Origin of the sequence: Paenibacillus sp. 2KB_20 (genome assembly GCF_052115765.1) — a bacterium.
Classification (GTDB): domain Bacteria; phylum Bacillota; class Bacilli; order Paenibacillales; family Paenibacillaceae; genus Paenibacillus_AQ.
Genome location: NZ_JBFRHH010000011.1, coordinates 56,524 through 69,527, shown reverse-complemented (window position 1 = coordinate 69,527; position 13,004 = coordinate 56,524). Strand labels below are relative to the sequence as shown.

Here is a 13,004-nt window from a genome sequence, read left to right as displayed (position 1 = left end):
AGGTGAAATCGAAGTAAAGTAGGTGTAGCATGGGACAAGTGATTTCTCCGGATTCAACTGAGCATGGCGTGAACAACGAACCTCAGAATCAACCTGGCAAGAAGAACGGCTGGGCTGCCGAGCTTTGGGATTGGGTAAAGACGATTGCGATTGCATTTGTTATTATGGTGCTTCTAAATATGTTTGTGTTCAACCTGTCTATGGTTAAAGGTGAATCTATGCAGCCGACACTGGTAGCATCGGAGCGGCTATTTATTAATAAAGTGGTATATCGCTTTTCAGCACCGAGCCATGGCGATGTTATTGTACTTAAGGACCCGAGTGATGGCCCGGATAAGAAGGAGTTTCTGGTAAAACGTGTCGTGGGCGTACCTGGAGATACCATTGAGGTAAAGGACCAGAAGCTGTACGTAAACGGGGTTGCAAAGCAGGAAGGATATACCGATGTCCCGATCGAGGATCCTGGCTTTGAGCCTATAGTACTGGAAGAGGGTAGATACTTCGTTATGGGAGATAACCGCCATCTCGGAAAGAGTAAGGACAGCCGCATGTTCGGCAGCGTGAAGGAAAGCGACATCGTAGGCAGAGCCGAATTTATTTTCTGGCCGTTGTCCGAGATCAAAAAGCTGTAGCCTGAAAGACAGAACATCATCCCAGAAAAGGAGGCGCTGGAGAATGACCTACACACTCGGCTCGTACGCTCCTCCGCCTTCGGTATGGGAGGAGCTCAAGCAGGAGCTCAAGGCCGCTGCGCCGGAGCTTGGGATTGATGATATCGGCTTCGCTTCGGCGGAGCCGTTCCAATCCCTAAAGGGAATTTTGCAAAACCATCGGGATATGGGATATGAGTCCGGCTTTGAGGAGTCGGATCTGGATAAGCGGGTTACTCCCACACTCCCTGGCACGGAGCCGAAGTCCCTGATCGCCATCGCCATAACCTACCACTCCAAGATGGAGAACCCGCCCAAATCGGAGCCAGGTAAATACAGGGGGATTATGGCGCGATCAGCTTGGGGAAGGGATTATCATCAGGTGCTCCGGGAGGCCATGAGCCGTCTCGAGGAATACATTAAAGAACGCGTGCCGGATGCGAAGCTTGAAAGCATGGTGGACACCGGCGCGCTTGTCGACCGGGCGGTTTCGCAGCGAGCCGGGATTGGCTTTAGCGCCAAGAACTGCTCCATCATCTCCCCGAAATTCGGTTCCTGGATATTCCTTGGCGAAATGGTAACGAACATCCCGTTTCCTCCGGATACGCCGGTAACTGAGGATTGCGGGGAGTGCACCAAATGTATCGATGCTTGCCCAACCGGGGCCCTTGTCGGTCCCGGGCAGCTGAATGCTCAGCGCTGCGTTTCTTTTCTGACCCAGACCAAAGGGTTTCTGGACGAAGAGGCCATGCGCAAGATCGGCAACCGGCTGTATGGATGCGATACCTGTCAAATTGTTTGTCCGAAGAACCGGGGCAAGAACTGGACTCATCAAGAGGACTTCAAGCCCGATCCTGAAAAAGCCAAGCCTCTGCTCCTGCCCATCCTGGATATGAGTAACCGGGAATTCAAGGAGGCATTCGGAGATACGTCGGCTGCATGGCGCGGCCGAAAGCCGATTCAGCGCAATGCTGTCATCGCGCTTGGCAACTTTAAAGATATTTCAGCCGTACCGAAGCTGAGCGAAGTACTGCTGAAAGACCCGCGCCCGGAGCTGCGGGGAACCGCTGCATGGGCTCTGGGCCGTATTGGAGGCGAAGAAGCGTTGAACAACTTAGAGAAAAGCATGAAATCAGAAGGGGACTCCCAAGTACGAGATATGCTGCAGCAAGCCTTGAATAAACTGAATGAACCAAGTGAGAAAGAAGCGTCTGCCGTAGCTGCGGCTGCGGCTGCGGCTGATGCTTCCTCCGCTAGCACTCCTGTTGCAGGTTCCTCTAATGGGGACAAGCCGGGACAGGAAAGTCCTGTTATTCAGGGAGTCGAGCCGATGGCCGTCCCTGAGGGAGGACCGGAAATGCTGTATTACGATGAACTTCAATCTCCGATTGGACCGCTGACGGTCTGCGCAACGGAGAAGGGATTATGTCTTATTGAATTTGGCAGCTTCTATGTGAAAGAAGCGGTCATCCAGCAGTGGTCACGGACCTGGGCCGGTAACGGCGGCTATCAGCGTGACGAGGCAAGATTAGCTCCTGCGATCACGCAGTTGAAGCAGTATTTTGCAGGGGAGCTAAAGGCGTTCGACGTACAGCTGGACATGCGCGGCACCTCATTCCAATTGCAGGTATGGGAAGCGCTGAAGTCCATTCCTTATGGAACGGTTTGTTCCTATAAGGATGTAGCCGAATCCATCGGGCGTCCTAAAGCAGTTCGTGCCGTAGGTGGGGCGAACAACAAGAACCCCGTTCCGATCATCGTGCCGTGCCACCGGGTGGTAGGAGCCGATGGAGCCTTGATCGGCTATGCCGGCGGTCCGGAAATCAAGCGCACCTTGTTAACGATAGAAGGAGCCATGCCGGACCGGAAAGGGTCGTAGTTGACCAAGGCGTATCATCAGGCCTGTGCTGCCATGTATCTGTTATTTTCATTTGCTGTGATGAAAAGGACATGCTATGATAGGTTCGTGTATGCGCCATTAAATGGCAGATATTAGTAGAAGGTGGTCAAGTGATGGATATTGTCATTCCGATTATTACATTGATCGTGGGTCTGGTCGGCGGATTTTTCATCGGCGTATTCTATTTGCGAAAGCAATTGGAAAAGATGCAGAACGATCCACAAATGCTGCAGAAGATGGCAAAACAAATGGGGTATAACATGAACAGCAAGCAGATGCAGCGTGCACAGCAAATGATGAAAAATCAGCCTGTGCCGGGTAAAGGGCAAGGCCGTAAACGCAAATCATAATGCAAGAAAGCCCACTCCCGTCTGAATGGATGACGGAGGGGCATTTCTATTTAAAAGGCCGCTAACAGCGGCTATAAGTTAACCGTTTGCTTTTTATATGGAACGAAAAAGGGGGATGTACTGTGGCAGGTGTAAAGGATTATGTAAACAATAAAGTCGGCGATAACCGAGAGCAGATCGAGTATCATGTAGAGCAAATATTGAAACTGATCGGTGAAGATCCCCAGCGTGAGGGACTCCTTGAGACACCGGCCCGTGTGACGCGGATGTATGAGGAGATCTTTGCCGGATACGAAGTGGATCCCAAGGATGTTCTCGGGGTTACCTTTGACGAGAATCATGAGGAATTGGTTATCGTGAAGGATATCGTATATTACAGCCAGTGCGAGCACCATATGGCGCCGTTCTTTGGTAAAGTCCATATCGGTTATGTCCCTAGCGGCAAAATCGCCGGCTTGAGCAAGCTGGCACGTCTGGTAGAGGCGGTTACCCGCCGTCTTCAGGTGCAGGAGCGCATTACCTCGCAAATCGCGGATATTATGGTGGAGGCGCTGCAGCCAAACGGCGTGATGGTGGTAGTGGAAGGCGAGCATCTGTGCATGTGCGCGCGCGGTGTGAAGAAGCCGGGCAGCAAGACGGTCACGTCAGCTGTACGCGGTACCTTCCAGAGTGATTCTGCACAGCGTTCGGAATTTCTGTCTTTGATTAAAGACTAATCATGATCCAGACAAATGAAAAAGGCTTCGCCCACGGAGGCGAAGCCTTTTTTTGTGTTTAATAATGAATGTGAACTCATGATAATCGATGTTGGGCAAGGGTTCCTCAAGAAGCGCCATCCACTTGTTTCATATATTGCACATACTGGATGAGTGCATGTTTTTGCTCTTCGATATCCCGGATGCGGCGGGACATCTCCATAAAGAAGGTTCCAATCTGGTCGCGCAGCACATTGGCGGATTGTCCCTTCCAATCCTGCAGACGGGCGTACATGACCCTTGCCTCCTGTTCGTCGGCTCGAATGGCTGCCAGCAGTCCTGACAGCTCGCGTTCGGCTTGAAGCAAATCATCAAGCTCCAGCAGAATCTCTCGACTCATCTCCATCCCTCCCGGTAGTTTTCGTATCGATGGTTATCAGCTGTTGTCGGTCCGTTCAAATAAATCCGCTTTGAATTTAATATATTGAACGATGTCGGTGGTATGCTGCAGATGCCATTGACTCATCGACATGATGGATGTATCCAGCTGCTGGACAATCGGCTGTAGACGCCTGCTGTGGCTGGAGAACATGTATTTGGAGAGGCGCTGCCGGATTCCCTGTAGTTCGGCATCACTTTGATGGGCGTGTGCTCTCCATTTCTCGGCTACGCTTCGCAGCTCGGCAGGGGTCACCTGAATGGTTCCAGCTGAGCCTCCTGCGGAGCCGGCTATGGCTGCCAGCGAGCCGCCCAACCCTAAGCCCAGATTGCTCAGCGGCCCGCCAAGGCCAAACAAGAGATCGCTATGGGCAGGGATTCTGGGCGAATCAACGGCTTTGCCGGTAGCGCCGTCGTACAGAGGATTTGAGATGTAGCCATCCTCGAATCGATAGCGGTCAAGCTGATGATAATTGGGGCCGCCCAGTGTATTATCAATTTTTTCTTTTATACTAAGCCCGTCATTGGCGTCTTTATAACTGGAGTCTATGTAATAGGTTGAACCGACGTGGCCATCGAAGCCGCCGAGCGCACCGCTGGCAATAATGTCGCCAGGATGGGCGAAATTAGTGATTTGAGAGTCGAATTCCCCGTTCTCTGCCTTTCTTCTGGCTTCAGGGGAGAGGCTTCCGATGACCGACGGAGCACTGAAGGTGACAGCCGACATGCCCGTATAGGCGGCAGCATATTGCGCATTGGCTCCCCCCAAGGAGTGACCCGTAAGGGTGAAATCAACGTCCTTGTATTTCTCCTTCATTTCGAGCGCATAATCCTCGGCTTGATACAATTGGTTGGTTCCCCATATATCCGTTTTTTTATCGATCTGTCTAGATTGTTCACCGAACCAATCCGTGACATCGTTAATCCCCGTGACTTCTTTGACTTTGTCCACATGGTCCGCCCAAGGTGGTCGAAATTCCGGGATTTTTCTTTTGATCTCTTCAATGCCAATATCCGCATCAGCCAAATAATCGGGGAGAGCATGGGATAAATCTTTGCCTGCCTCTGTGCCCCGGTATGCGATAACGGCCTGGTTCGTTTCCTTGTTGTAGAAAGTTACCGCATCAAAACCTGATATGCTGTTGCTTTTATAGTCCTCAAGGACCTCCCATCCAGGCAAGTCCTCAACGGTATCTTCTTTTTTCAGATCAAGATAAGCCGCTTCTGACATCAATCGGTATGTCTCGTCATCCACTTGCGGTGAACTCAAATATACTCCCTCCTTAACATGACTCAGCAGGATCAGAACATGTAGTTACAGCCAAAAGGCAGCCGCAACCCATCACTCGCCCTTAATCGCTTTTCTGAGCTCCGGGTTCATCACGAAGTTGGATGTCTCGCCTGTGTTGAAATCAACGGATATTTTAAAGGTTTGTTCAGGATGATCTACGACAAACCCTTCGAGGTTGACCTTGTCCGCTACGATCGAAGGCATCATCTCTTCTTTGGTAATCTCTACATCCAAGTTGTATTTCTCTTTAAAATGCTGAACGGCTGTGGTTTTAGCCTTCGTTATGACTTCGTCCGAGCTGTCGTCTGTTGTGGCTTGGTTATTGTTCACGGGCTGACATCCTCCAACAATTAAAATGATAAGCACAAAAGCGAAAATGAAAACACGTGATCTGAACCTACTGTTCACACTGACCCATCCCTTCAGTGGTGATGTTCTGCTCTTACAGGCAAACTGTATCTTGTAGTCTTAGCATGGATCGCATAAGATTCTATTCCTTTTGCCTAGGCAATGTAGAAGCTGCATATCAAGCTCACTGTCATATCATAATCCAGCATATGGTAGCGTTCAACCGAATAAATAACCAGATATGTGGTAAAAAAGACCTAACAATAGGATCGGGTTATTCCTTAGCTTGAATTTCTTTTTCTAATTCTGGACTCATGACCAAGTGCCCGGTTTCAAGAGTCTTGTGGTTCACGGATATATTGAAAGTCTGATCGGGATGCCCTATGACATATCCTTCAACATCAATTTCATCGGCTCCCGATCCCTTTATCCAATGTGCTCCAGTGTACAGAGAGTCACCCCCTTGAATAATGATAAGCCCTCCTTAAACTCCATAATGAAGTAAGGAGGGCTATAGACATCATACCCAATATTAACCAATGTGAAGCAGCCCAGCTAGGTCTTGAATTAAAAAGGCTTCCATTTCAGCATGCTGGCATGCTTGAAGCGCTCCGCAACCTCCGGCCAGTAGACCACGTTCCACCAATCGTTGATGTAATCCTTGCGTTTATTTTGATGTTTAAGGTAATAGGAATGCTCCCATACATCCAGAGCGAGGAGAGGGACGACATCCCATTGGGAGAGATTCTGATGTTTCTCGGCCTGCAAAATTTCAAGTCGATGGCTGCGCGGACTCCAGACGAGGATTGCCCAGCCGCCGCCTTCCACTTTGTCTGCAGCTTCGCTAAAGTGCTTTTTAAAGCGGTCGAAACTTCCAAAATCCTTCTTGATCTGTTGGGCTAGCTCCCCGCCAGGCTCGCCACCGCCCCGCGGGTTCATAATGTTCCAGAAGATCGTGTGCAGATAGTGGCCGGCACCATGAAAAGCCAGCTCGCGTTCCCAATGCTTCACCAGCTCGAAATCACCGCTTTTTCGGGCCTCCTCCAATTTCTTCTCCGCCTTGTTCAGACCGTCGACATAACTTTGGTGATGGATGTCGTGATGAATCCGCATGGTTTTCTCGTCAATATGAGGCTCCAGCGCATTATAAGCGTAAGGCAGTGGAGGAAGGCGGTGCCCGCCAATCGGAACAGCCTTGCCGCCGCCGCTGTCTCCCATGCCTTGAATGGATAGCTCGGCCTCGGGAGGAGACGGCGGAGGAGACGTGGCCTCGTGTAGCGTCATCGACTGCATCGGCATATCCACATCCATGAATCTTTCCAGCGCTCCGGCGGAGTTGAGCGTCTCCAGCGTGTTCAGGAAGTATTCGGACTCCCGAATCACATGGTGCAGAACCGTGGCGGCGAGCGGAACTTTCTGAACAGCCTCACTATTCTCCTTCAATCCGTGGAGCTGGCGGATGAACTCTCTGGATTGCTCGCAGGAAGCACGCAACAGCTGCTCGACCTGGGCCAGCACTTGAGGTGAAGGAGGTCCGTCATAACGAAGAATGTGGCGCAGAAGTTCGTCTGCCGCCTTTTCCGTGTCAGCGAACACCACGGCCCATTGATCCAGCATCTTGACATAGACCGGCTCCAGATTCGGAACAATAGCTTTGATGAGCCCGGTATGCTTCCTTTCCTGATGTTTCCAATAGCGAATCTCTTCGAGTAATCGTATCGGGAGCTTCGCTCCGTAAATTAATAACATGTCCGTTCCCTCCAGTATCAGGTTCACTAAACACACTATATTCAGTTAGCGGCCTGTATTATGAGGAGGAAATTAAAAATCCCCCGCTGCATCAAAGCAGCGGGGGGAGATGGAGCGTATGATCAATAAAGCATCAGGATTCATCCGGAGTTTCCAGTTTTCCTAGAAAGGTGGATACTCTGCGCAGATATTCTTTAGGGTGCTCGCGGAAGATAAGCTCATGATGCGCATCCTCTACAATCCAGGAATCCGAATCCGTATGGGTCTGATTGGAAGCAATCTTCTCGGCGATCGGGTAAGGTGCCTTATCGTCGTTCGTTCCGTGGATGAACAAGGTCGGGAACGGATAATCGTGCTTCTTCACCTCATTGTAAGGGATCTGATCCAGGCTTGTGCCGTTAAGCACCGGGAAGAGCAGCTCCAGAATCTCCAGGGACGGATGACGAGGGAGATTGATCTGGTTGTGAATATTATGGTAAAGCGTGTCCGGCTCTAATAAAAAGGCGCTGTCCAGAATCATGGCATCCACATCCTTGGTCTCAAGCCCTGCCTGTAGTGCGGTTCCGGCCCCCATGGAGAAGCCCCAGACGACAATTTGCTTCGCGCCGCGCTGCTTCACATGTTCAATGGCTCCAAGAAGCTGGCGTTTCTCTTCCTTGCCTCCGGTCGCCACTTCCTTGCTGGTCTGGGAGGCAAAACCGTAATCAAACATAAGCACATTAAAATTCATATTATGCGCATAATGGGCGAGATCGTACATCGGTACCCAGGTTTCCTCCCGATTGGCGCCATAACCATGGCTGAGCACGATGGTTTTAGAAGAATTCTCGGCCGGTATATACCAGCCATTTATATTTCGTTTACCGTCAATGGAGTGGAATGTGACATTCTCGTAATTCATATCTTTAGCAAGCTTGGGGTTAGAATAGAGTGGAGCAACCGTTGGATTCGACAAAACCCAAGCAATATAAGCATGAAGCGCAATAAAACAGAAAACAAGGAAAAAAACGACAGATAATAACAACGCTAATATAATATGCTTTAAACGAACTAAGCCCGTCGACAGCTCGGCTGGCGTGTCATTTAATTGGGAGAGTGGGGCATTACTACCAGTCGTTGTGCTCATAAGTGGCCCCTCCTTACCATATAGTCTGGATATGTTTCGTTAACATGAAAGAGTTGAAATTATAATAATCGTATGCCCGGATGCCTATAAAGTCAATGCAAATCCATAGATTGTAAGACAACTGTAAAGTCCCTGTCTCGATGGTTTACTTTTGAGAAGAATTCTCATATAATTCTTGTAACCAGGTTTCATAGAATGAAACAGGAGAGGAGCTGGTCGGGATGGAAGATCGTAAATTAACGGTGCGTGCTGTAGAGCGGGCACTTGATATATTGATGTGTTTTACGAAAGAAAGTGAACTTGCCCTCACGGAGATTTCTTCCCTTATCGGATTACATAAAAGTACTGTACATCGGCTGTTAACAACGCTGGAAGACAAAGGATTCGTTGTTCGTAATAAAGAAACGGAGAAATATCGGCTCGGCTTGAAAATATGGGAGCTGTCTATGCATCTGTCCCAAAGCGACGACCCGGCGATTCGCCTTCTGCCCGCGATGGAAGCCTTGCGGGATCGGCTTGGGGAAACGGTGAGTTTGTATTTAAGAGACGGTTCGGATCGTCTTCGGATTCAAGCGGTTCAGAGCAACCAGGGCATTCGGCGGGTCGCCCAGGTCGGAGTACGACTACCATTGTCGGTTGGCGCCTCTAGCAAGGTTCTGGTGGCCTTTGCGCCACCGGCCGATCAGGAGGAGCTGCTGAATGCGCCGGATTGGCCGGAGTCAGTTGATAGGATCGTTTACCGGCAGCAGCTGGCCGAAATACTGGAGAAGGGATACGCGATCAGCATCGAAGAGCGCGAGCCTGGGGCCGCTGCGGTATCTGTACCGATCTTTGACCGGAATGGTCAAGTGGCGGCAGCACTGTCGATGTCAGGGCCAGTCACCCGTCTGTCAGCGGAAACGCTCCGCGAACATGCGCCAATCCTGATGGAGGCGGCACGGGAAATGGGAATGATGATTTAATTTATTCTATTGCGGGAGTGCGGACAGCATCACTATAAGTTATTGAATGACCGGGAGGCTCCATGTGTTACAGCCGCCCGGTTATTATTATGTGAGGGTCAACCGTTCGAAAACGGGAACGAAACGATACGATACGAGACGAAATATGCGAAACGATACGTTACATGGCAAGGCCAAAGGATATAAGGGAAGGGGTTTCAATCCTCATTCCAACAAAAAGACCACTCCCTACAATCTTGGCGATTGGGGACACGGTCCTTTTGTCGTAACGGCTCAACGATATAATAGGTAAGCGTCTCTTAGGTCAGCTTCAGATTCTTTTCCTTCATTTTCTGATTGAGGATCTCTTGGAAGGTGAGGGGTTTATCTTTCGCTTCCTCTCTTTTGGGTGCAGCCACCGGCTGTGGCCGTTGGTATTGATATTGGAGCGATGTCATCGTATGTATTTTGATCATGGGTACCTTCCTCCTAGGTCTGGATTTCCGCGAATGTTTTTTACCCATTAACCTCCATGGCATCATTCGAAACGGAGTTTCCAATATTCAGGAAAGAAGTACCGGAAAATAACAAAATCCCCATCATCCATGCGCGGATGATGGGGATTTATGACTAAGGCCAAATCACCTATAAGAATGCCTTATTGGTTCGATGCGATCATTTGACGCAGTACCGTTTGGAGGATACCTCCATTATGGTAGTAATCCACGTCCACCATACTGTCGAGACGGGCGATAGCTTGGAACTCGAATTGGGTTCCGTCTTCGCGCGTAGCGATAACCGTCAATTCCTGGCCTGGCTTCACGTCGTTGCTGAGGCCCAGGATATCGAATGTTTCGCGGCCGTTCAGACCAAGGCTCTTCCAGCCATGACCTTCTTGGAACTGGAGCGGAAGAACGCCCATGCCCACCAGGTTGGAGCGGTGAATACGCTCGAAGCTTTCAGCCAGGACAGCTTTGACACCGAGAAGATAGGTACCTTTTGCCGCCCAGTCACGGGAGCTTCCTGTACCGTATTCTTTACCTGCGATAACGACGAGGTTCTGTCCGCCTGCTTGATAATTCATCGAAGCATCATAGATGGACATCACTTCATCCGTTGGCAGGTAAGTCGTTACGCCGCCTTCCGTACCTGGAGCTACCTGGTTACGGATCCGGATGTTAGCGAAGGTACCGCGCATCATGACTTCGTGGTTACCACGGCGGGAGCCGTAGGAGTTGAAGTCTTTGCGTTCAACGTTGCGGTCGCTCAGATATTTGCCGGCAGGGCTGTTGGTTGCAATGTTACCCGCTGGGGAGATATGGTCCGTTGTAACGGAATCGCCCAAGAGAGCAAGCACGCGCGCTTCTTTGATGTCCTGGATGTCGTTCAAGCCGTTGCCGAGGCTTTCGAAGAATGGCGGGTTCTGAATGTAAGTGGATTGATCGTCCCACTCGTACAGCTCGCCTTCAGGAACAGGAATCTTGTTCCAACGCTCATTGGCGGTGAACACATTCTCGTACTTTTCACGGAAAGCGTCAGCGCTAACGGCTTGACCGATCGCTTCGCGGATTTCCGCGCTCGTTGGCCAGATGTCTTTCAGATATACAGGCTCATTGTTCGGATCGTAACCGATCGGCTCGTTCTGCAGGTCGATGTTCACTGTGCCTGCCAGAGCGTAAGCCACAACCAGCGGCGGCGAAGCCAGGTAGTTGGCTTTGACTTGAGCATGCACGCGGCCTTCGAAGTTACGGTTACCCGACAATACGGCGGCTACCGTCATGTCGTTGTCGGTAATCGCTTCGCTCACTTCATCCGGCAAAGGACCGGAGTTACCGATACAAGTTGCGCAGCCATAGCCTGCAACATAAAAGCCGAGAGCTTCAAGGTAGTGCAAGAGACCGGACTTCTCGAGGTAGTCGGTTACGACAAGGGAACCTGGAGTCAAGCTGCTCTTCACATAGCCGGGCTTTGTCAGGCCGCGTTCAACGGCTTTCTTCGCCAGGAGACCTGCGCCGAGCATAACGCTTGGGTTTGACGTATTCGTACAGCTGGTGATGGCTGCGATAACAACCGCACCCGTTCCCATTTCACTGGTAGAGCCGTCTTTATGATTGACTTTAACGGTTTCCGCGATTTTCTCATCGCTGAGGCCGTATCCGCCTTTGTCGATTGGCGTACGGATGATATCGTTAAAGTTTTGTTTCATGTTGGTCAGCTCGATACGGTCCTGCGGACGCTTTGGTCCAGCCAAGCTTGGTACAACCGAAGCGAGGTCCAATTCGATTACATCGGAGAACTCAGGGTCCGGCGTATCTGCCGTACGGAACATGTTTTGCGCTTTATAGTAGCTCTCCACGAGTTCAACCTGCTCGTCGGTGCGACCCGTATTGCGGAGATAAGCCAGGGTTTCACTATCAACCGGGAAGAATCCGATGGTAGCGCCGTATTCCGGAGCCATGTTGGCTACCGTTGCACGGTCAGCCAGGCTGATGTTAGCAAGACCCGGTCCGTAGAATTCTACGAATTTGCCTACAACGCCTTTCTTACGGAGAAGCTCGGTTACCGTGAGGGCAAGGTCGGTCGCTGTTGCGCCTTCCGCCAGGCTACCTGTCAGCTTGAAGCCGATAACTTCAGGTGTTACAAAATACAGCGGTTGGCCGAGCATGCCGGCTTCCGCCTCGATACCGCCTACGCCCCAGCCCACAACGCCAAGGCCGTTGATCATGGTTGTATGGGAGTCCGTACCTACGAGGGAGTCAGGGAAGACAAGCGTCTCGCCGTCAACCGTCTTCGTAGCTGCTACGGAAGCAAGGTATTCCAGGTTAACCTGGTGAACGATACCCGTTCCCGGAGGAACTGCGCGGAAGTTGTTGAATGCCGTTTGAGCCCAGCGAAGGAAGCGGTAACGCTCTTCGTTACGCTCAAATTCAAGCTTCATATTCGTTTCAAGAGCTTGGTCGGTACCAAAAGCGTCAACCATGACGGAGTGGTCGATAACGAGGTCAACCGGAACGAGAGGGTTGATCTGTTTAGGATCGCCGCCGGATTTCTTAACGGTGTCACGCATAGCTGCAAGGTCAACGACAACCGGAACGCCGGTGAAGTCCTGCAACACGATACGGGCAGGAATGAACGGGATTTCCTTGTTGTTGTCGCGTCCTTCATTCCACTTGGACAAGAGTTTTACGTGATCTTCGGTAATTGCGCGTCCGTCGAACTGACGTACGGCTGCTTCCAGCAATACCCGAATGGAGAAAGGAAGCTTGGATACATTGCCGTATCCTTGCTCTTCGAGCGCCTGCAGGCTGAAATAACGGTAACTTTTACCACCCACCTCGAGGTTGCGTGAGATGGAGAATTGATCCTTTGCTGGCATTGATGAACCTCCTTAAGTCATTTCATAAATCGAATAAAAGTGTGAGTTAAATCCTCTGTGGTTTCACTAGGTGAAACCTAATTTCATAAATTAACTACTTTAAGTATACCGTTTTCAACTCGCTGCGTAAAGCATTTTTT

At 50.6% G+C, this 13,004-nt stretch carries 12 protein-coding genes; 5 read left to right on the top strand and 7 right to left on the bottom strand.

The features are described 5' to 3' along the window. The first annotated feature begins 29 nt into the window (after positions 1 to 29). The 4 genes from lepB (at position 30) to folE (ending at position 3,616) form a co-directional block, all read left to right on the top strand. Positions 30 to 632: a signal peptidase I gene (lepB, locus tag AB4124_RS25580; RefSeq protein WP_339292379.1), complete on the top strand. Its 603-nt coding sequence runs from the start codon at positions 30 to 32 to the stop codon at positions 630 to 632. A gap of 43 nt (positions 633 to 675) precedes the next feature. Next, positions 676 to 2,529: a tRNA epoxyqueuosine(34) reductase QueG gene (gene queG / locus AB4124_RS25575; protein WP_441974586.1), complete on the top strand. Its 1,854-nt coding sequence runs from the start codon at positions 676 to 678 to the stop codon at positions 2,527 to 2,529. Between the two features lie 134 nt (positions 2,530 to 2,663). Next, complete coding sequence (locus AB4124_RS25570) at positions 2,664 to 2,900, top strand: YneF family protein (protein ID WP_098741934.1); 237 nt, start codon at positions 2,664 to 2,666, stop codon at positions 2,898 to 2,900. 122 nt (positions 2,901 to 3,022) lie between these two features. Continuing rightward, positions 3,023 to 3,616: a GTP cyclohydrolase I FolE gene (folE, locus tag AB4124_RS25565; protein WP_071220880.1), complete on the top strand. Its 594-nt coding sequence runs from the start codon at positions 3,023 to 3,025 to the stop codon at positions 3,614 to 3,616. A gap of 106 nt (positions 3,617 to 3,722) precedes the next feature. Here the strand turns inward: folE and AB4124_RS25560 are convergent, their stop codons facing one another. The 5 genes from AB4124_RS25560 to AB4124_RS25540 form a co-directional block, all read right to left on the bottom strand. Beyond that, complete coding sequence (locus AB4124_RS25560; RefSeq protein ID WP_441974585.1) at positions 3,723 to 3,995, bottom strand: hypothetical protein; 273 nt, start codon at positions 3,993 to 3,995, stop codon at positions 3,723 to 3,725. Between the two features lie 36 nt (positions 3,996 to 4,031). Then, complete coding sequence (locus tag AB4124_RS25555) at positions 4,032 to 5,303, bottom strand: lipase family protein (protein WP_441974584.1); 1,272 nt, start codon at positions 5,301 to 5,303, stop codon at positions 4,032 to 4,034. A 72-nt stretch (positions 5,304 to 5,375) separates the two neighbouring features. Continuing rightward, positions 5,376 to 5,654, bottom strand: a complete 279-nt coding sequence (locus AB4124_RS25550) for a hypothetical protein (RefSeq protein ID WP_076325901.1) — start codon at positions 5,652 to 5,654, stop codon at positions 5,376 to 5,378. A 585-nt stretch (positions 5,655 to 6,239) separates the two neighbouring features. After that, positions 6,240 to 7,421, bottom strand: coding sequence for a Fe-Mn family superoxide dismutase (locus tag AB4124_RS25545; RefSeq protein WP_441974583.1), 1,182 nt, complete (start codon positions 7,419 to 7,421; stop codon positions 6,240 to 6,242). Between the two features lie 133 nt (positions 7,422 to 7,554). Next, positions 7,555 to 8,547: an alpha/beta fold hydrolase gene (locus AB4124_RS25540; RefSeq protein WP_441974582.1), complete on the bottom strand. Its 993-nt coding sequence runs from the start codon at positions 8,545 to 8,547 to the stop codon at positions 7,555 to 7,557. A 221-nt stretch (positions 8,548 to 8,768) separates the two neighbouring features. Between AB4124_RS25540 and AB4124_RS25535 the strand changes: the two genes are divergently transcribed. Next, positions 8,769 to 9,509, top strand: coding sequence for an IclR family transcriptional regulator (locus AB4124_RS25535; RefSeq protein WP_076325898.1), 741 nt, complete (start codon positions 8,769 to 8,771; stop codon positions 9,507 to 9,509). Positions 9,510 to 9,808: 299 nt separating this feature from the next. Here the strand turns inward: AB4124_RS25535 and AB4124_RS25530 are convergent, their stop codons facing one another. Continuing rightward, on the bottom strand, positions 9,809 to 9,964 hold the full coding sequence (locus AB4124_RS25530; protein ID WP_339292386.1) for a hypothetical protein: 156 nt from the start codon (positions 9,962 to 9,964) through the stop codon (positions 9,809 to 9,811). A gap of 182 nt (positions 9,965 to 10,146) precedes the next feature. After that, positions 10,147 to 12,864, bottom strand: coding sequence for an aconitate hydratase AcnA (gene acnA, locus AB4124_RS25525; protein ID WP_430111126.1), 2,718 nt, complete (start codon positions 12,862 to 12,864; stop codon positions 10,147 to 10,149). Between the last annotated feature and the right edge of the window lie 140 nt (positions 12,865 to 13,004).